Origin of the sequence: Bradyrhizobium sp. 27S5 (genome assembly GCF_037217225.1) — a bacterium.
GTDB lineage: Bacteria > Pseudomonadota > Alphaproteobacteria > Rhizobiales > Xanthobacteraceae > Bradyrhizobium > Bradyrhizobium septentrionale.
Genome location: NZ_CP147714.1, coordinates 137970 through 155902 on the forward strand (window position 1 = coordinate 137970; position 17933 = coordinate 155902).

The following is a 17933-nucleotide window of genomic DNA, read 5'->3' on the forward strand; positions in this document are numbered from 1 at the left end:
GGTGTTCAATCACGCCTGTCGAACGAAGCTTCATACGATAGGGGTTCGAGCGATACCAACTTCTCGAGCGGCGGTGCCAATTCGAACATCTTTGGGGCCTTCAAAAAATCATACAAGCGGCAAATTCGAAATTCTTTGGGTCGCTCTCTTGAGAATGAAAGCTCATTGCGGGTCACATAGAACGGCGCGGTTTGTGAGCCGACCGTAGTCTTCACTTCCAGAAATCTCTCTTTGCCTTGAGCGTCGAACGACAAGACATCGTAGCCTGCACCATCGCCATCCTCCATCGAAACCCACCTCACCTTCTTAGCAAGGTCAGATCGATCGAGCGCTCGGAGCCGCTGTTGTTCAAAATGAAAGACGATCTGCTCACCATCGTGGCCTAACTTCCGATTCAGAAGGTCACGTTCGGCAGGATTGAATTTTCGGATGAGGCGCTGAGCCGCATTAGGACGGGGCGGCTTAATCACTAGCCCAGGCGGTGGCTCTACGAAGAGCTGCGGCCGCTCTCCGATCTCTTTCGAGAGCAACTGCTCCGGATGAAGGACCGCGGGATGATTGATAATGTACCGTTCCACTGCGCCCATAATCGATTTTTGAAAATGGGCTCTGGGCTTGTACCCGTTGATCCAAGGGATTTCGAGTAACTGAAGGACCGCCGAAATGTTGTGGTGTTTGAATTCGATGGAGCTGTTGCTTCGGTTGATTTGACCGATCAACGTCTGTCGATGTCGGGTCTTGTCGTACGGCGCATGACGCATTTCATCGCTGAGCATTGAGAAGTAGTCAGCGACGATGAGGTCGAGCTCCTCATCCGTCCAATTCTTGCGCTCTCCCGCGGCCATGCCCGAAAAATGGACTAATCCGGGAGTGGCGTCCAGTCTCCGTCAGGTCTTCGGGCTAGCCGCACCCACCACTTCCTTCGCCGCCCGCTCACCTGTGTCCCGCGCGCCATGCGCAGTCGAGAAAAAATGCGGCGACGTCGCCTCGCCGGCGAAGAACAGCCGGCCGTCGACTGGCGCGGCCAGCACGGCGCGCTTGGCGGCGTGGCCGGGCAGCGCGTGCGAGTAGGAGCCGCGGGCGAACCGGTCGTGCGCCCAGCGCGATTCGCTGAGCGGCTTCAGCTTGCGGCGGAAATCGTTTCCGAGGAAGGAGACGATCTCGTCGATGCTGTGGGCGGCGATGGCGCCGTCGCCGGCATCTTCCAGCTGTCGCGCAAAACGTCCGCCGAAGAAGCCCTCGATGCAGGGCTGGCCGAACGGGCGGATGTGATAGGTGCCCATCTCGGTGCGCATGGTGGCGCCGCGCAGATTGCCCTCTTTCGGCAACGCCTCGGGCTCGGCGAGCGCCAAGGTCACCTTGTCGGCGAGGCCGAGCGGCAGGGCGCGCGCGGCTTCGCGCTTGTCGGGCAGCGCAGGCAAAAAGCGGATCGCCTCGTCGGCGATCAGATTGGTCGGCACGGTGACGATCACTCTGTCTGCTTCCAAGGTGCCGCGCGAGGTCTCGATGCGGATGCGCTTGCCGGAGTGGTCGATCATTTTGACGATGCAGTTCAGCGCAACCGGTACCTGTGCGCCATAGGCCGCGACCAGCGCGCCATAGCCGCGCCGCACCCGCCAATTGACGTTGCTGTCCTGATAGGCGTCGAAGTCGAGGATCGAGAGCTGGTCGAGCTCGCAGCCATTCACATAGGTCGAGATCGCATCGATCATCGGGTTCCAGCGGTTGCCGGGCTCGAGATAGCGATCGGCCGAGCCGTCCTTGCCGCCCTGTGCGGCCTGCTCGATGCGGTCGTAGAATTCGTCGAGCGCAAGCATGAACGCGTCGCGCTCGGCCTGCGGGAATGCCTTGCCATAGGCGCGCTCGCGCCACGGCGGCAGGTCCTTGTTGAGTTCGAAGTCGAGCTGCCGGGCGATGCCGACAAAGCTGTTCTGATCGGCCGAATGCAGCCAGCCGCAGCCGACGTCGAACAGCACGTCAGGCGCGGCCTGGATGGTATGGGCGCGGCCGCCGAGGCGGTCGCGGGCTTCCAGAACGATGGTGGAGAGGCCGGAGTCCTTCAGCGCATGCGCGGCGCCGAGGCCGGCCGCGCCGGCGCCGATGATGGCGACATCGATCGTGGAGGGAAGCGAACTCATGTCCCGGCTCTAGCACGTCCGCCGCCGGGCCTGAAGCCGCCACATGCATGACTGTCATCACCCGCGAATGCGGGTGATCCAGTATTGCCGAGATAGCGATGATTGACTTGATAGGCCGCGGCGTACTGGGTGCCCCGGTCAAGCCGGGGCACGACAGACGGGCTTACGCTACGGCTTCCTTGGCCTTCTCGGCGCGCTTGCGGTCGTTCGGATCGAGATGCTTCTTGCGCAGCCGGATCGACTTCGGCGTCACCTCGACGAGCTCGTCGTCCTCGATATAGGCCAGCGCCTTTTCCAGCGTCATCCGGATCGGCGGCGTCAGGCGCACCGCTTCGTCCTTCGAGGTGGTGCGGATGTTGGTGAGCTGCTTGCCCTTCAGCACGTTGATCTCGAGGTCGTTGTCGCGGGTGTGCTCGCCGACGATCATGCCCTTGTAGACCTTCCAGCCCGGCTCGATCATCATCGGGCCGCGGTCTTCCAGCTTGAACATCGCGTAGGCCACCGCTTCGCCCTGGTCGTTGGAGATCAGAACGCCGTTGCGGCGGCCCTGGATCTCGCCCTTGTAGGCGGCGTAGCCGTGGAAGATGCGGTTCATGATCGCGGTGCCGCGGGTGTCGGTGAGCAGTTCGCCCTGATAGCCGATCAGGCCGCGGGTCGGCGCGTAGAACACCAGCCGCAGGCGGTTGCCGCCGGACGGGCGCATCTCGATCATCTCGGCCTTGCGCTCGCTCATCTTCTGGACGACGACGCCGGAATGCTCCTCGTCGACGTCGATCACGACCTCCTCGATCGGCTCCTGCCAGGCGCCGGTCGCTTCGTCCTTCTGCAGTACGACGCGCGGGCGCGACACCGAGAGCTCAAAGCCCTCGCGGCGCATGGTCTCGATCAGGATCGCGAGCTGCAATTCGCCGCGGCCGGAGACTTCCATGGAGTCCTTGTCGGAGGCCTCGACGACGCGCAGCGCGACATTGCCCTCGGCCTCGCGCAGCAGGCGGTCGCGGATCATGCGCGAGGTCACCTTGTCGCCTTCGGTGCCGGCGAGCGGCGAGTTGTTGACGATGAACGACATCGACACCGTCGGCGGATCAATCGGCTGCGCCGGCAGCGGCGTCTCGACCGTGGGATCGCAGAAGGTGTCGGCGACGGTGCCCTTGGTGAGGCCCGCGATCGCGACGATGTCGCCGGCTTCGGCTTCCTCGAGCGGAGTGCGTTCGAGGCCGCGGAAGGCGAGGATCTTGGTCAGGCGGCCGGTCTCGATCTGCTTGCCGTCGGCCGACAGCACCTTGACCTGCTGGTTCGGCTTGATCGAGCCGGAGGAGATGCGGCCGGTGATGATGCGGCCGAGATAGGGGTTGGCTTCCAGGATGGTGCCGATCATCCGGAACGGGCCTTCCTCGACCTTCGGCGGCTCGACATGGCGCACGATCAGGTCGAACAGCGGCTGCATGCCGAGGTCCTTCGGACCCTCCGGGCTCTCTGCCATCCAGCCCTGCTTGGCCGACCCATAAAGAATCGGGAAGTCGAGCTGCTCCTCGCTGGCGTCGAGCGCGGCGAACAGATCGAACACCTCGTTGATGACCTCGGTCGGGCGCGCGTCGGGACGGTCGACCTTGTTGATGACGACGATAGGCTTCAGCCCGATCTTGAGCGCCTTCGAGACCACGAACTTGGTCTGCGGCAGCGGGCCCTCGGCGGCATCGACCAGCACCAGCGCGCCGTCCACCATGTTGAGGATGCGCTCGACCTCACCGCCGAAATCGGCGTGGCCCGGGGTGTCGACGATGTTGACACGGATGTCCTTCCACTGCACCGAGGCGGCCTTGGCCAGGATGGTGATGCCGCGCTCGCGCTCCAGATCGTTGGAGTCCATGGCGCGTTCGGTGACCTTCTGGTTTTCGCGGAAGGTGCCGGATTGCTGCAGCAGGCGGTCGACAAGGGTGGTCTTGCCGTGGTCGACGTGGGCGATAATGGCGACGTTGCGAAGGTTCATGGCTCTTCTTCTGGTCGTGCAATGGTCAGATGCGCGATCTCGCCGAACCAATTTGGCCGGCCGCTCGCTCACGTGGCCCTACCGGGCCCGGATCACGCTCATACCCAAGAAATTTGACGGGGACGCATCACCCCAAAAAGGAAGCCCGGTCAGAGGACCGGGCACCTTGCGCGTTGCGGCGCAATATAGTCAGAAATCGCCAAAAAACAACGGTTTATTGGCCGTTTGGGAGCCTGATTTTGGTCCCGAAGGCGGGTTTTGAGGGACTTTTCGGCATTGATTCGGCCATGTTACCGGGTAAGCGTAAACACGATCAGCCCAAGTCCGCCAAGCGCCACCAGCAACCCGAACGAGGTCAGGGGGTCGCTGCCGGATCCGGCGCCGTATTTGACGTTGAGGATGGCGCACAGGACGCCCGGGATCAGCAAGATCACCCCCACGACAAGCATGAAAGCGGTGGCGCAGCCGTTGCGTTGCCGCGGTTCGGGCGGTCGGCTCGGTGGGGTCTGGTCGAAATTGTTGATCACTGTCGACCTCTAGCTCCCCTTGATCGCGGCGCGGATCAGCATCACGCCGGCGAAGCCGACCGCGAGCCCGAGCAAAGCCAGGAAGAGGAGCCCGGGATCGGGGCTCGCCGAGGTGAAGGCGCCGACCCCGAACAGCACCGCGCAGAGCCCCGGCAGCAGCAGCGCCACGCCAAACAGCGCCATGAATGCGGTCGCGCAGCCGCCGCGCTGCGGAGGGAGCCGTGGAGGCAGCGAGGGTGGAGATCCCTCCGGATTGATGGGCCGGCTCTCGTCGCTCATCGCGGCACCTCCTCGGTCTGCCGTGCTTCACGATAAGTCTGGCCGGCCAGGCTCGCGCGGATGCCGTCGATCTTTCCATCGCGATAGAACAGGTTGTAGGTGTCGAACGGGATGATCGCGCCGCTCTCGGTGACGAAGTGGATGCAGCTGCGCTTGACGTTGCCGACGCAGAAATTGAAGCGATCGAGAAACTGCACGATGGTGACGCGGAAGACGTTCTCGTAAGTCAGGCCCTCCGGCACCTCGAAGCTCGGCAGGCAGCACAGCAATTCGCAGATCCGCTCGCTTGTGTTCAGCGGCCCCGACGACAGCGAGAACAGGTCGACGAACTTTTCCCGCAGCACCGGATATTTTTCCGGGCTGATCGTGTTGGGCATGACAGCGACGAGTTGCTCCTGCGGGATCAGCGAGGTCAGCGGCAGCACCTTGTCGCCATTGCGCAGGCCGTAGCCGATCGAGATGCTCTCGGGATTGCACGGCAGCGGGATCATGTCCTTGTCGCCGAATACTCCGGTCTCGACCACGCGCTGGCGGATCTCCGACAGCATGATGCGGTCGGTGTCCTTGTTGAAATGCTCGTTGCGGCCGGCGTCCTGCACCGGCTGCAGCGTGACGCCGCGCACGCACTTCCAGGAGAGTGCATGGCGGACGATGTCGCCGATCTCGGCATCGTTGACGCCGCGCTTGATGGTCGCGACCAGCGTGGTCGAGACGCCCTCGCGCTCGAGATTCTCCAGTGCCTGCTGGCGGATTTTTCGCAAATCCGCGCCGCGCAGATTGACCAGCGCGTCGCGCTTGAGCGAATCGAACTGCAGATAGACCTCCAGCCCGCGTCTGTTCTCGGCGAGTTTTGCGACGAAGTCCGGCTCGCGCGCGATTCTGAGGCCGTTGGTGTTGATCATGACGTGGCGGATCGGGCGGGCGCGCACCGCATCCAAGATGGCGAAGAAGTCCGGATGCAGCGTCGGCTCGCCGCCGGAGATCTGCACGAGATCGGGCTCGCCCTCGCTCGCCACCAGCGCGTCGAGCATCTTCTCGATCTTTGCCAGCGGCGTGAAGCTTGAGCGTGCCGGCGAGGAATCTGCAAAGCACACCGGGCAGGTCAGGTTGCAGTGCTCGGTGATCTCGATCAGCGCCAGGCAGGAATGCTGCTCATGGTCCGGGCACAGTCCGCAATCATAGGGGCAGCCGAATTCGGTGTGGCGCTGGAAGGCGAGCGGCCGGTCGCCGGGCTTGATGAAATCCTTGCACAGCCGCCAATAGGCTGAGTCGGTCGAGACCAGCGTCGATTGGACGCCGTGCTGCTTGCACCGCTTCTCGTACCAGACCTCGTTGCCGAGGATCTGGATCTTGGTCGGCACCAGGGTCAGGCAGGTCTCGCAAAGCGATTGGGTCTGGCCCCAGAAGATGTAGGGGCGGGCCTTACGCAGCGGCGCGTTCATGCTTCAAGCTCACATTTGGGGCCGTCGCCAGCATGATTGCGGCATAGACCATGACAAACAGCGACAGCAGGTGGAACAGCGAGAACGGCCCGATCAGCGCGCCGTAGGGCTTGATGAACTCCCATACGAAGCGCTGCAGCCCGTAATAGAACAGCACGAGGTAGAATCCATTGGTGATGACGGCGGCGTTGCGGTTCAACACCATCACGACGTAGAAGGCCGCGAACGCCGCCATCGCCAGGCTCTCATAGAGCTGCACCGGATGGCGCAGCACGCCGTCGCCGAAATCGTGTCCCCAGGGCAGCGTGGTCGGCGTGCCGTAGGTGAAATCCTCGAGCCCCGCGAAATAGCAGCCGAGCCGGCCGACCGCGACGCCGACCGCGAGCGGCAGCGCGAACCGCGCCCCGGTGCGCAGCGAGATCCCATGCAGCCATTTGTAGAGCTCGATCGCGACGATGCCGCCGGCCAGCGCGCCCTCGACCGAGCGGGCGATGCCCGGCATGCCCGAGAACCACAGGTTCAGCGTGCCGAAAATGTAGGCGCCGATACCGGCGCCGAACACCAGCGCGGCGATATAGGAGAGCTCGAAGGATTGCCGGGGAAACTGCAGGCCACGCTGGCGTGACAGCCACCACGTGGCAATCGCGGCCGCGCCCCATGCTGCGACGTCAAAGACGGCGTGAAGTTCTGCCCCACTCATGAGGCGAGTGTAGCGTGATTTTCGCGGTCCGCGATAGTCGGATGCTTTCCCCTCGTCGCCGACGGCAGCTTTCGTTGGTGCTTGCGCTGACTTTTCCGCATCGTGACAAGCCCGGGCATGACGAGCTACAAAAAGCCTCGAATTTGTGGTGCGAAGTCAGCCGTCCGCAGCGGACTTAGTTCGCCGGGTTGTCCTCGCTCGGATAGACCCCGCGCAGCACCTCCTCGAAGTGATCCTTCACCGCCTCGTTGCACAGGCAGGAGCGCAGCCGCAGCTTGTCCGGGTCGCGGATCACGATCGCGCCGCGGCGGGTCTCCAGCACGCCTTCCGCCTTGAAGTTCTGGATCACCCGGCTGGTGTAGCTGCGGCCGACGCCGAGCAAGGTCGAGAGCTGCTCATGGGTGAGCGGCACCACGCCGTTGCCGTTGGTGCGCTCGATCGCCGAGATGATCCATTTCGCGGCGCGTTGCTCGATCGAGTGAATCGCATTGCAGGCGGTCGACTGGAAGATCTGCGCCAGCATGCAGTCGGCATAGCGCGCGAAGATGTTGCGCACCGAGATCGACTTCAGCTTGGCGGCGTCGAGTCTGCTGACCGGCAGCCGCACAAATGGCCCGCCGAACTTGACGGTGATGCGGGTATAGGCCGGCAGGAAGCCCTGGCTGACGATGCCGCCGACCGCGCCCTCGCGGCCGACCAGGATGGTCTCGACATCGCGCCCGTCCTCATTGGGCACCATGTAGGACGCAAGACTCGGTCCGCATGGGAAATGCGCGATCTGAACGTCGTCGCCGGGATTGTACAGCAGATCGCCGGCCGCCGCTTCGACCAGCGCAAGATGCGGCGCGATCAGCTCGTAGTCCGCGGCGTTCAGCCGGCGCAAGAGATTGTTGAACGGCCGGTCACTTGTCCCGGCCAACTCGGTCCGTTTGGCAATCATTGGAAAATCCTGCAAACCCAACGCGGACCATAACCAGAAAGTTCCTGGACTTATGTTCACTAGTGAACAGACGCGCCAGCGCGCGATGTGATGGTTTCATCCAGGGAACAGCCGGCGTGCTTTCAGGCGCCGGTCGCGGGCCATCCGGCCGGACTGATCCGGTCTCTCATCCATGCTTTGGAGCGTTTTCGAGCGAAGTGGATAGCGGTTCGCGTGAAGAAAACGCGTCAAAACAACAAGCTCTAGCAAACGGAAACTGGCGCGCCATGGACTTCGCACCCAATGCCGGCATGCCCGGTGACGTCCTCGTGGTCGAGGACGATCCGATGATCTCGCTCTATTTCGAGGACACCATCCTCGGCTTCGGCGCCCGCACGGTGCGAACCGCTGCGAACGTTGCCCGCGCGCTTGAGCTGATCGCCGAACGGGCGCCGGATTTCGCACTGCTCGACGTCGGCCTGCTCAGGGGCGAAAAGACGTTCGCGATCGCCGAGCGGCTCGATGCGCTGAAGGTGCCTTTCGCGTTCGTCACGGGTTATGGCGCTGATATCAGGCTGCCGGGATCGCTCGCCGACAAGCCGCGGCTGACCAAGCCATGTACGAGCGAAACGCTGGAGGCGGCGCTGAGGCGCAGAGAGAGGTGACAAGCCTAGCGCCGCGATCCGATGCAGAGCCCGGCAAGATCGGCCTCGATCCCCTTGAGGAGGGACAGCGGTGCGCCCGGTGGCACCTTGTCCTTTGCGATCGAGGCCGAGCGCACTGCTGAGGCCTGCTCGGACAAATCCAGGAAGCGCGTCAGCGCCTTCGATTTGTTGCGCTTTGAAAACGCCTCCAGCGCAGCTTCGGTGGCCTCGGTCGGATTCTTGCGCAGCAATTCATCGTTGCCGGTCGCCAACGGCGAGACCGCCGTGAGCTTGATCCGGCTCACCAGCGCGTAGCGGTCGAACTGCTCGAGCACCGTGTCGAGGATTTTCGCCTGCTGCATCGGCGCTGCCAGCGCGAGGTATTTTTTGACGTCCGCATTCTGCTGCAGCCTGTCGAGCTCGGCGGCCGCCGGAAATTTCTCGGCATAGACGTTCTGGTCGATCAGCGCATCGGTGCCGTCGATCAGCCGCGCACCCCATTTGATCACGACGTCGCGGCCGCGCGCCTCGAGCTGGCCGGCTTCGATGCCCTTGCTCGCCAGACAGGCGGGATCGGCATTGTCGCGCAGCGATTTACCGAACTCGGCGCTCAACGCCTTGCCATAGGCCGAATTGAAGGCGTCGCGGATCTTCGCCGCCTGCGCATCCTGTGCCGGCTGCGCCGGCGCCAGCGACGGCGCGAGCAGGAGAAGGGCGGCAATCAATGGCGTGGCGCGTCTCAAATCGGCTACTCATCAATCAGGCCCGGCCCGGAAGCGGCTGGGCCTGATATGGTCGCCCGAACCGCTCGCGCGGTTCATCACTGGCCGCGCTGGCCCTGCCTTCACCTCTCCCGCTTGCGGGGGAGGTCGGATTGCATCGAAGATGCAATCCGGGTGGGGGCTCCCTCCGCTAGGTGATTCGCGGTGATACCCCCACCCCGACCCTCCCCCGCAAGCGGGAGAGGGAGTGCAGCAATCCCGTCGCCGCTGTGGTCGGGTCGGACCGGCTTCGGGCCGAGCGTGCTCGCAGCCGGCGCGTTCGTCGTCTACGATCCATTGTGTCGGATTCGACGACGCACAGGCATCGGGAAGCTGTCATGGCGATCAGGACATCTGCCGCTGCGCCCGCAGCGGCGCTATCCCTAGGGCTGCTCCTCGCGCTGCCGGTTGCAACAGGGCCCAGTGCGGTCCTGCCGCTGGCCTCGGCCGTCATCGGTGGTCTCATGTCTCCAGCCGTCGCGGGGCCGGTCGCCCTCACGAACGGGCAATCGGCCGTGCGCGAGACCTACGACAATGCCCTGAAGACCTTCGTCTCGATCCTGCGCCAGCGACGCGCTCAGATCGATTCCAGGCAGCCGCTGCCCAACCTGCCGGGCCAGGCCCTCTATCTTGCCCGCGTCGAGATGATGAGCGCATACAAGGATCTCACCGATGCGCTGCCGTCCAGGATCGGCAGACCCAACAGATTCGGCATCCCTCCGGCCTATTTTGACGCCGACAATGAGCCGCTGCTCGATGAGTACAGGGCGCTGTTCGACGTGATGGAGGCGCCGCCCGCGAGCGCACAAGGATCCGATACGCCGTTCAAGGACGTGGTCGACCTTGCGACCGCGATCGCGCGCGCCAGGGGGCTGGATGCCGCGAACGCCGCAGCCGCGGGCCGTATCAGTCTCGGGCTTTTCTTCGCGGAGACGAACGGCAAGCAAAATGCCGGCAACGCGCGGTCGAACACCTACAAGGGAAGCCTGCAGACCGGTCCGTCCGAGGATCGCAACGGTCAAAGGAAGTGGTCAGCCATCAAGGGATCGATCGCAGCCCTCGATCCGGCACTGAGCCGTCGCGACGACAGGGAAGAAGCGCGGGCTGGCAATCTCGATCACAGGTTCAATCACTGGACCGCGGTACGGGATGCGCTCATGAACGCGCACGCGGATATTTTCCCGCAGGTCCCCGCGATCGCAAAAGCTCTGCCCGATCCGATCGACCAAATGAAGCTCTTCGAGCTCATCCAGATCATTCCCACCCCGACCAGGGCTGCGCTGCAGTCAGGCAACCTCGTCGGCTACAGAATCTCCGATCCCAGGATCATGGGATATTTGCGAAACAACAGCATCTTCGCCTTCGGCCGGGCCGACAGGGCAAGAACGTCTGCGACCTTCCGCGAAATCCTCGATGCGATGTGGCTGTTCAACGCCAAGTTCGAGCAGGCGCTTGCCAGGCTCAAGGAGATCGAGACCGGCAAGCAGGGATGACATCGGCTGGCGCCGATCGGATCGCGTTTTCGCCGAGAGCTCGGGACGTCACAGGGCGATCAGAGCGGACCGAGGAGCGCCCATCGCGGCTCGCAGAATTCCTTCACGGCAGAAGCGACACCGCTGCTGATGATGTTGCGGCGCTCGGGCGAGTCCATCTTGAGTTCTTCGTCGCGGTTGATGATCGAGCCCGCCTCCAGCAGGACTGATGGCATCGAGGTCTTTCGGAGCACGATCAGCTCGTCATAGCTGTAGACGCCGGTTTCCTTGTTCAGCAGCGGGTGCTGGTAGCGACCCATGATGGCCTGGCTGTATTGCTCGGCATACTGAAGCCCCTGGGCCTTCATTTCCCTGGCGACCAGTTCGGCGAACAGCAGGCTCGTCTTGAATTCCGGATTGTCCCGGGAAACGAAAACCGAGTAACCGCTGAAGCGGTCGCTGAAGTGGCTTTTCTTGCCCTCGAATTCCCAGTCCTCGAGCATTTTGTTGGGCACGGAGTCATGGTGGATCGACAGCAGGAGATCGGCGTGCAGATTGTTGGCGGCGGCGACCCGCTTGAACAGGCTGGGTCTGGCCCTGCCTTCGGTCAGAAGCAGCCTGGTCTCAGTAAAGCCTTCGGCCTTCAACCTCTCCTCGATCAGCCGTGCAAGGCGCAGGTTGAAGGCGAACTCGGTGACGTTCCGCGCGCTGATCGCGCCTTCCGATTCGGCGGTATGTCCTACATCCAGAACGATCCGGAATGTCGAGGGATCGCATTTGGCTGCGGCCGGCTTGAGCACGGACGGCGGCAGGGCGACCGGCCCAAGGGCGGCAAGCCGCGTGGCGCGGTGCTTCGGCTGAGCGCGGTGCCTTGCCAATTTGGCCGGCCGTGCCGACTTCGCGCGCTTTGGCGATTTGGCGTGCTTGGATGAAGTCTTGAAAAGATCAGGCAGCCAGCCGGCATCGCTGACTTCGATCGGCAACAGCGCGAACACGGCAATCACAACGACAGCCAAGCGGCGCGGCCGCAACCCCGCGACGATGCCGCCCAGCACGCGAATCAACTCGCAGCGCCTCATGCTCCGCCCCCCTTCGGGCGCCCCCAGCATAATGGCTCTGATGTCGATACCGGAAGAGGCCGGTGACGTCCATCCCCGGCCAATTGCGACGCCCTTGCCTTGGGCAAGGGCGCACAGGACGGTGAGTGCGGTTCCGTCGCGGCCGCGACCCGATTACACCGGCTTCGGGTCGAGCGTGATCGCCCACAGCTCGGCGTCGACGCGGTCGCGCAGGCTCACCGTCATCTGGCCGCTTTTGCCGTCGATCCTGACGTGGCCGAAGAACTGCATGCCGGCCGACGGCGGCAGGTTCTGGTTCGCTTCGCCCGGCGCCTTGATGAATTTCACCTCGGGTCCAAACGTGTTGTCGAGCTCGTTCGGACCGAACGTGCCGGCGTGCAGCGGGCCGGAGACGAATTCCCAGAACGGATCGAACTCCTGGAACTGCGCCTTGTTCGGGTTGTAGTAGTGCGCGGCCGCGTAGTGCACGTCGGCGGTCAGCCACACCGTGTTGACGATGCCGGCGGTCTTGATGAAGCGCAGGATGTCGGCGATCTCGAGCTCGCGGCCGCGCGCCGGGCCGTCGCCCTGGGCAAACGCTTCCGAGCCCTTCTTGTTGGCGGCATCGTCATAGACGATCAGCGACAGCGGCATGTCGGAGGCGATCACCTTCCAGGTGGCGCGCGAGTTGAGCAGCGCGCGCTTCAGCCAGGCCATCTGGTCCGGCCCGATGAAATAGGCGTCGGGGCCGTATTGCTCCTGCAGGTTCGGACCGTTGGGGCCGCGATAGCTGCGCTCGTCGAGCATGAACACGTCGAGATGCGGACCGTAGCTCAGCGTGCGATAGACGCGGCCCGGCTCGACGATGCTCTCGCGCATCGGGTACATCTCGTGGAAGGCTTTTGCCGCGCGCGCGGCGAGCACATTGATGTCGCGTTCCTTGTAGGACGCCGGCAGCTGCTTCGACAGCGACCAGTTGTTGGTCACCTCGTGGTCGTCCCACTGCACGAAGATCGGCACCTCGGCATTGAAGGCGCGGACATTGCTGTCGAGGAAGTTATATTTGTGCGCGGCCCGGTATTCGTCGAGCGTCTCGGCGACCTTGGCCTTTTCGGGAATCGTGACGTTCTTCCAGACCTTGCCGTCAGGAAGCTTCACCTCGGAAGGGATCACGCCGTCGGCGTAGATGGTGTCGCCGGAGTGCAGCAGGAAATCCGGATTGTGCTTCTTCATCGCGGCGAAGGTGATCATGCCGCCGTCGTCGGGGTTGATGCCCCAGCCCTGGCCGGCGACGTCGCCGCCCCACACGAAGGAGACGTCGCGGCGGTCGCTCGGCGCGGTGCGGAAGCGGCCGACCACGGGCTCACCGACGATGTCGATATGGGCGAGGTCGCGGAAGCGGACGCGATAGAAGATGTCCTGGCCGGAGGGCAGGTTCTCCAGCAGCATTTTTGCGGTGAAGTCGCTCTCCGGCAGCGCCGTGATCGGCGGCAGCGCACGGGCGTCCTTGAACGACTCAGTGGTGGCGACCTCGACCATCATCTGCGCCGGCCGGTCCGCACGCGCCCACACCACGCCGCCGTCAACGCCGACATCGCCGGACTGCACGCCATGGGTGATCACAGGGCGATCGGCGGCGCGCGACAGATATGGCATCGCGATCACACCGGCACCGGCCGCAGCCGCCGTCGAGAGAAAGCGTCGGCGGGTGAGCCTTCGCGAAAACCGGATCGTCATGGGGAGCCTCCTCAGGTCACAGCGACAATGCGCCGCACGCGTGCCAAGACCTAGAAAAATTCCATGACGGAGAGATTACAGGGGCGGGCACATGTGAGGTGAGCACGCAAGCCGGGCTCCCTCTCCCGCTTGCGGGGGAGGGTTGGGGGTGGGGGCTCTCTCCTGTTCAACCGGCATGATTCCCGACATTTTGGACCGGCATGATCCCCGACAGTTTGGGTTAAGCGGTCTGTTCGCCCGGTTCGCGCAGCCCCTCACGAGGCGGAGCGAACCGGGTGAACAGGCCGCGGCGGTCGATGAGACCGACGTCGAGGTCGCAGAAGCGGACGACGTGGTCACCGGTATCGAGTTCGGCGATGCCGACAAGTTCGTTCACCAGCGCCTGACCGATAAAGACGAACTTGCCTTTCCATTTAATCTCCCCATTGCCGCGAACACGGCGGGCCTGGTGATCGGCGTCATACCAGGGGTCTTGCTCGCGATCCGGCATGGTGCGTTGAGATGCTCGATAGGCGTCCTCCGGCGGCCGTTGGCCCAGCGCTTCGTGAGGACGTTCCTTATTGTAATGCTCTCGGAAGGCGTCAAAGCGGGCCTGTTGCTCGGACGCATTATCTGCCGGTGGGCTCGATGTTTGCGCCTTCAAGGTGCGATGCATGCGCTCATGGCGACCGTTCTCCTGCGGCGAGGCCGGACGGATGAAGTGCGGCGTAATGCCGAGCTTCAGCCACCAGACCGACAATGTGGTGAGACCGCCGGCGCCGCGCGAGCCGAACGGCGAACCATTGTCGCAGCGGATTGCCCGCGGCAGGCCATGCTCGCGGAAAGCCCTCTCGAAGCGGGGGCGGACGCCCTCGGTCGTCGGTGCGACGATCTGCAGTTCGATCAGGAAGCGACTGTGGCTGTCAGCCACCGTCAACGGATCAATCCGGCACTGGTCGCGGGTGCGGAACCAACCCTTGAAGTCCACGCTCCACTCGTCGTTCGGCTCCTGCACCGGCGTGCAGGGACGCCGCTGGTCGAGCGGACGGCGGCGGCGCTTCACCGGCGAGATCAGCCCCGCGCGCTTGAGAATGCTCCCAATCGTCGACGCCGCCGGCCAATCGATCTCCGGCGCCTGGCGGTCAAGCAGGGCGAGCAGCTTGCGCGGTCCCAGATAGGGAAAGCGCTGCCGAGCCGCGATCACCTTCTCTGCAATCGCCGCATCGGTCGTTTGTCGGCATTGCTGCGGCGCGTGCGAACGGTCCCTGAACCACTCCGGATCGCCGCTCTGCTTCCGCTGGCGCCATGCGTAAAACGTGTCGCGGCAGATACCGTGACGGCGGCACAACTCCGACACGCTCCAGTTCCCGCTCTCGTACTCCATAAGCATCCGGATACGCTCTTCCATCCGACTGGTCTCTCTGAACGGCATCGTCGGGCCCTCCCGCCGATGCTTCTAGAAACCTGTCGGCAATCATGCCGGTCTAAACTGTCGGGTATCTATCCGGTCTGTACCTCCACGAATCATATCGCGGAGGGAGCCCCCACCCGCCGCGCTCCGGCGCGCAAGAGCGCTGCCGAGCGCGTCGGCCTCCCCCGCAAGCGGGAGAGGCGAAGGGAAACTCATGGAGAGATTGGTAGAGGTCGCGTAAGCCCTACGCCGTCCCCGCCGCCCTGAACTGGCTCGCGGTCCGCTGCAGATTCTGCGGCATGCTCAACAGCAGCGCCTTGCGGTCGGCGACGGCGTTGTGGAATTGCTCGAGCGCGATGTTGAACGCGGTCAGCGTGCCTTCCTCGATGGCGCCATGCTCGAAGCAGTCCAGCGTGTGGCGCAGGATATCGTCGGCTTCCGCCTGCAGCTGGTCGAGCTCTTCGGTGGAGTCGCTTTGCCGCGCAGCTTTCAGCATCTCCAGCAGGCGCTCGCGCTGCGAGGTGTTGGTGTTGCGCTCGTCCTGCTTGAGGTAGCCGGCGAACCACGCGCCGGCCGAGCCCATCGCCGAAAATGCCATCAGGCTCCACCAGATGTAGTCGCTGTAGCGATCGAGGAAGGTCTTCTCCTCGCCGTCGACGAAGGCGGCCGCGCCCGGATGCACCGGGATGGTGGCGTCCTTGTCGGTGTCGGGCGTCTCGATCTTGGCCGCGAGCGGGAAATCGTTCTTGAGCGACTGCCGGATCGCGAACAATTGCCGCGTGAATGCTGCGACCGTCGAGTCCGACAAGCCCTTTCGCGCGACGATGTGGTGCGAGAAGCTGATCGTCTTCACCTCATCGTCGGGCCGGTCGGCCGAGCCGAGCGAGCCGGCGGGGATTTCCGCGGCCTCGTAGGCGGGATGGTTCTGGGCGATCGCCTCGGAGGCGTCGATCGGCAGGAAGACCGGCTCGCCGCCGTCCTTGATCGACGCGGTGATCGCATCGATCGTGATCTTGCTGTTGGCCGGACCGACGGCGAGATAGGCGTCGGCCTTCAGGTTCTTGATGGCGTCGGCCGCCTCATTGGCCGGGAACTGGACGATCTCGACCTTCATCGGGTCGACGCCATACTGCTGCAGGATCAGCTTCAGCAGATTGACATTGGCCGGGGTGCGGCCGACGACGCCGATCTTGCGGCCGGCGAGTTGCGTGATCTTGGTGATCTTCGCGGCCTTGCGGCCCTTGCCCTTTGCCGCCGGCGGGGCCCACATCACGACGACATTCTTGCGCAGCACCGCAACCGCCTGCGCATTCTTCGGCACCTCGAGATCGCCGCGGATGATGGCGAGGTCGGCCTTGCCGTCGGCCAGCGTCTGCGCGCTGGCGGTGGCGCCGTCGGTCTGCACCGGTCTTAGCTTGACCTGGGTGTGCTGCTGGTTGTTGAAGGCCTGCGCCAGCGCCTGAACCACCTTGAGGTCATCGCTGTTGGCGGGACCGACCGCGATCCGCAGCGTCACCGGGCGCACCGCGAAATAATAACCTGCGGTCAGCGCGCCGACGATGGCGAGCGCGCCTGCGATCAAGACGAACATCAGCCGCCGCTTTGCCGAACGCAGCGGCTTGGGCGATATGCTGGCGGGGCCGTCTGTCATCGATCTCGCAATCGTCGGGGCTCAATCTCGCAAACTACCAACGCGCATACATCCCAGATTTATAGCAAATTCCTCAAGATACAGATGTTACATCTGCTTCATGGTTACCAGCGGCGATAGGACGCGATTTTGGCCTTATTTTCGGCTTGGATCCCGCCCGGAGGCCGGTTGTCAGAGCGTTTTCCAGCGAAGTGGACACCGGTTCGCGTGAAGAAAACGCGTCAAAACAAGAATCTAGAGCCGCGTTCCGATTCAATCGGAACGGAATAGGCTCTAGGCTAAGGTCGGCGTCAAACGGGAGGATTGCCATGGTCGAACGGCTGTCAGCGGAAGCAAGGAAGGCCGCCCTTTGGGAGCTGGCCGGCTGGTCGGAGCTGGCCGGGCGGGAGGCGATCGCAAAGACCTTCGTCTTCAAGGACTTCAACGAGGCCTTCGGCTTCATGGCCCGCGCCGCTTTGGTCGCCGAGAAGAACGACCATCACCCTGAATGGAAGAACGTCTACAAGACCGTCGAGGTCGTGCTGGCGACCCACGATGTCGGCGGGGTGACCAAGCGCGACATCGACCTCGCCAAGGCCATGAACGCAATCGCACGGCAGCTTGGGGTCAATTGACCCAGCCGGTCGCAATCTTGCGCCGGTTGGCCGACATCCCCAGATTCGAAGTGTCCGCCGCGAAACTGTCGCGACGTCGAGGAACCCATCGATGACATCGAGCGAACACGGTGTGGGATTTGGGCCTGCCGACCGGCTGGCCCAGGACCCGGAAAGCGTGCGCCGCAGCTTCTGGATCAAGTTCAAGAAGGTGGTGGCGAACCTGCCCTTCGCCGAGGACCTGCTGGCCGCCTATTACTGCGCCTTCGACCGGCAGACGCCGCGCCATGTGCAGGCGGCGCTGCTTGGCGCAATCGCCTATTTCATTCTGCCGTTCGATTTCGTGCCGGACATGCTGCCGATCCTCGGCTTCACCGATGACGCCGCGGTGCTCGCAACCGCGCTGCGCCTGGTGGCAAGCCACATCATGCCGGAGCATCGCGAAGCCGCGCGTGCCGCGCTGAAGCGCGGGGTGCCGGACGAGGGAGCGCCGCAGGCGTAGTGCGACTTTCGCTCTCTCTTCTCCTTCCCCCTGAAAGGGGGAAGGTCGGGATGGGGGTCAGCCGCAGGCGACGCTGTATCTGCGGAGAGAGCAGATCCCCACCCGCTTTGCTCTGCGAGCAAAGCGACCT

At 63.8% G+C, this 17933-nt stretch carries 17 protein-coding genes; 4 read left to right on the forward strand and 13 right to left on the reverse strand.

The features are described from left to right. Nucleotides 1-5: 5 nt before the first annotated feature. The 8 genes from WDM24_RS00675 to WDM24_RS00710 all read right to left on the reverse strand — a co-directional run bounded on the left by WDM24_RS00675 (nt 6) and on the right by WDM24_RS00710 (nt 8016). A complete protein-coding gene (locus tag WDM24_RS00675; protein ID WP_338830066.1) occupies nt 6-845 on the reverse strand; it encodes a DUF3883 domain-containing protein in 840 nt (279 codons plus the stop codon). 42 nt (nt 846-887) lie between these two features. After that, nucleotides 888-2138: an NAD(P)/FAD-dependent oxidoreductase gene (locus WDM24_RS00680; RefSeq protein ID WP_338830068.1), complete on the reverse strand. Its 1251-nt coding sequence runs from the start codon at nt 2136-2138 to the stop codon at nt 888-890. A 163-nt stretch (nt 2139-2301) separates the two neighbouring features. Further along, entirely contained in the window at nt 2302-4128 is a 1827-nt protein-coding gene (gene typA, locus WDM24_RS00685) for a translational GTPase TypA (protein WP_166300448.1), read from the reverse strand. Between the two features lie 290 nt (nt 4129-4418). After that, entirely contained in the window at nt 4419-4655 is a 237-nt protein-coding gene (locus WDM24_RS00690; protein WP_338830069.1) for a hypothetical protein, read from the reverse strand. 9 nt (nt 4656-4664) lie between these two features. Beyond that, a complete protein-coding gene (locus WDM24_RS00695; RefSeq protein ID WP_338830070.1) occupies nt 4665-4934 on the reverse strand; it encodes a hypothetical protein in 270 nt (89 codons plus the stop codon). Further along, entirely contained in the window at nt 4931-6376 is a 1446-nt protein-coding gene (locus WDM24_RS00700; RefSeq protein ID WP_338830071.1) for a radical SAM protein, read from the reverse strand. Before WDM24_RS00700 ends, WDM24_RS00695 begins: the two co-directional genes overlap by 4 nt. Further along, the gene (locus WDM24_RS00705; protein ID WP_338830072.1) at nt 6357-7076 is read right to left on the reverse strand and encodes a prolipoprotein diacylglyceryl transferase; all 720 of its coding nucleotides are present in this window, start codon (nt 7074-7076) and stop codon (nt 6357-6359) included. Before WDM24_RS00705 ends, WDM24_RS00700 begins: the two co-directional genes overlap by 20 nt. A 175-nt stretch (nt 7077-7251) precedes the next feature. Beyond that, entirely contained in the window at nt 7252-8016 is a 765-nt protein-coding gene (locus WDM24_RS00710; RefSeq protein ID WP_338830073.1) for a Crp/Fnr family transcriptional regulator, read from the reverse strand. A gap of 266 nt (nt 8017-8282) precedes the next feature. Here WDM24_RS00710 and WDM24_RS00715 point away from each other — a divergent pair, with 266 nt between their 5' ends. Next, nucleotides 8283-8660 carry a response regulator gene (locus WDM24_RS00715; RefSeq protein ID WP_166307805.1) on the forward strand — a complete coding sequence of 126 codons (378 nt, stop codon included), beginning with the start codon at nt 8283-8285 and terminating at the stop codon, nt 8658-8660. 5 nt (nt 8661-8665) lie between these two features. Here WDM24_RS00715 and WDM24_RS00720 read toward each other — a convergent pair whose 3' ends face one another. Next, nucleotides 8666-9382, reverse strand: a complete 717-nt coding sequence (locus WDM24_RS00720) for a hypothetical protein (protein ID WP_338830074.1) — start codon at nt 9380-9382, stop codon at nt 8666-8668. Between the two features lie 482 nt (nt 9383-9864). Here WDM24_RS00720 and WDM24_RS00725 point away from each other — a divergent pair, with 482 nt between their 5' ends. Next, nucleotides 9865-10893, forward strand: a complete 1029-nt coding sequence (locus WDM24_RS00725; protein ID WP_224741937.1) for a hypothetical protein — start codon at nt 9865-9867, stop codon at nt 10891-10893. A 59-nt stretch (nt 10894-10952) separates the two neighbouring features. Here WDM24_RS00725 and WDM24_RS00730 read toward each other — a convergent pair whose 3' ends face one another. The 4 genes from WDM24_RS00730 to WDM24_RS00745 all read right to left on the reverse strand — a co-directional run bounded on the left by WDM24_RS00730 (nt 10953) and on the right by WDM24_RS00745 (nt 16708). Next, the gene (locus tag WDM24_RS00730; RefSeq protein ID WP_338830076.1) at nt 10953-11951 is read right to left on the reverse strand and encodes an N-acetylmuramoyl-L-alanine amidase; all 999 of its coding nucleotides are present in this window, start codon (nt 11949-11951) and stop codon (nt 10953-10955) included. 153 nt (nt 11952-12104) lie between these two features. Further along, nucleotides 12105-13667, reverse strand: coding sequence for an alkaline phosphatase D family protein (locus tag WDM24_RS00735; protein ID WP_338830077.1), 1563 nt, complete (start codon nt 13665-13667; stop codon nt 12105-12107). A 220-nt stretch (nt 13668-13887) separates the two neighbouring features. After that, entirely contained in the window at nt 13888-15054 is a 1167-nt protein-coding gene (locus tag WDM24_RS00740; protein ID WP_224496526.1) for an integrase core domain-containing protein, read from the reverse strand. 247 nt (nt 15055-15301) lie between these two features. Further along, nucleotides 15302-16708: a TAXI family TRAP transporter solute-binding subunit gene (locus WDM24_RS00745; protein WP_338830078.1), complete on the reverse strand. Its 1407-nt coding sequence runs from the start codon at nt 16706-16708 to the stop codon at nt 15302-15304. Nucleotides 16709-17016: 308 nt separating this feature from the next. On the opposite strand from WDM24_RS00745, the gene WDM24_RS00750 reads away from it, so the two are divergent. Together WDM24_RS00750 and WDM24_RS00755 are read left to right on the forward strand one after the other, a co-directional pair. Continuing rightward, on the forward strand, nt 17017-17322 hold the full coding sequence (locus WDM24_RS00750; RefSeq protein WP_166213205.1) for a 4a-hydroxytetrahydrobiopterin dehydratase: 306 nt from the start codon (nt 17017-17019) through the stop codon (nt 17320-17322). A gap of 91 nt (nt 17323-17413) precedes the next feature. After that, nucleotides 17414-17803 carry a YkvA family protein gene (locus tag WDM24_RS00755; protein WP_338830079.1) on the forward strand — a complete coding sequence of 130 codons (390 nt, stop codon included), beginning with the start codon at nt 17414-17416 and terminating at the stop codon, nt 17801-17803. Nucleotides 17804-17933 lie beyond the last annotated feature (130 nt).

Excerpts from the sequence above, each read along its gene's own strand:
- WDM24_RS00675 (WP_338830066.1), bottom strand. The coding sequence starts at position 845 with ATGGCCGCGGGAGAGCGCAAGAATTGGACGGATGAGGAGCTCGACCTC.
- WDM24_RS00680 (WP_338830068.1), bottom strand. The coding sequence starts at position 2,138 with ATGAGTTCGCTTCCCTCCACGATCGATGTCGCCATCATCGGCGCCGGC.
- typA (WP_166300448.1), bottom strand. The coding sequence starts at position 4,128 with ATGAACCTTCGCAACGTCGCCATTATCGCCCACGTCGACCACGGCAAG.
- WDM24_RS00695 (WP_338830070.1), bottom strand. The coding sequence starts at position 4,934 with ATGAGCGACGAGAGCCGGCCCATCAATCCGGAGGGATCTCCACCCTCG.
- WDM24_RS00700 (WP_338830071.1), bottom strand. The coding sequence starts at position 6,376 with ATGAACGCGCCGCTGCGTAAGGCCCGCCCCTACATCTTCTGGGGCCAG.
- WDM24_RS00705 (WP_338830072.1), bottom strand. The coding sequence starts at position 7,076 with ATGAGTGGGGCAGAACTTCACGCCGTCTTTGACGTCGCAGCATGGGGC.
- WDM24_RS00710 (WP_338830073.1), bottom strand. The coding sequence starts at position 8,016 with ATGATTGCCAAACGGACCGAGTTGGCCGGGACAAGTGACCGGCCGTTC.
- WDM24_RS00715 (WP_166307805.1), top strand. The coding sequence starts at position 8,283 with ATGGACTTCGCACCCAATGCCGGCATGCCCGGTGACGTCCTCGTGGTC.
- WDM24_RS00725 (WP_224741937.1), top strand. The coding sequence starts at position 9,865 with ATGTCTCCAGCCGTCGCGGGGCCGGTCGCCCTCACGAACGGGCAATCG.
- WDM24_RS00730 (WP_338830076.1), bottom strand. The coding sequence starts at position 11,951 with ATGAGGCGCTGCGAGTTGATTCGCGTGCTGGGCGGCATCGTCGCGGGG.
- WDM24_RS00735 (WP_338830077.1), bottom strand. The coding sequence starts at position 13,667 with ATGACGATCCGGTTTTCGCGAAGGCTCACCCGCCGACGCTTTCTCTCG.
- WDM24_RS00740 (WP_224496526.1), bottom strand. The coding sequence starts at position 15,054 with ATGGAAGAGCGTATCCGGATGCTTATGGAGTACGAGAGCGGGAACTGG.
- WDM24_RS00745 (WP_338830078.1), bottom strand. The coding sequence starts at position 16,708 with ATGACAGACGGCCCCGCCAGCATATCGCCCAAGCCGCTGCGTTCGGCA.
- WDM24_RS00750 (WP_166213205.1), top strand. The coding sequence starts at position 17,017 with ATGGTCGAACGGCTGTCAGCGGAAGCAAGGAAGGCCGCCCTTTGGGAG.
- WDM24_RS00755 (WP_338830079.1), top strand. The coding sequence starts at position 17,414 with ATGACATCGAGCGAACACGGTGTGGGATTTGGGCCTGCCGACCGGCTG.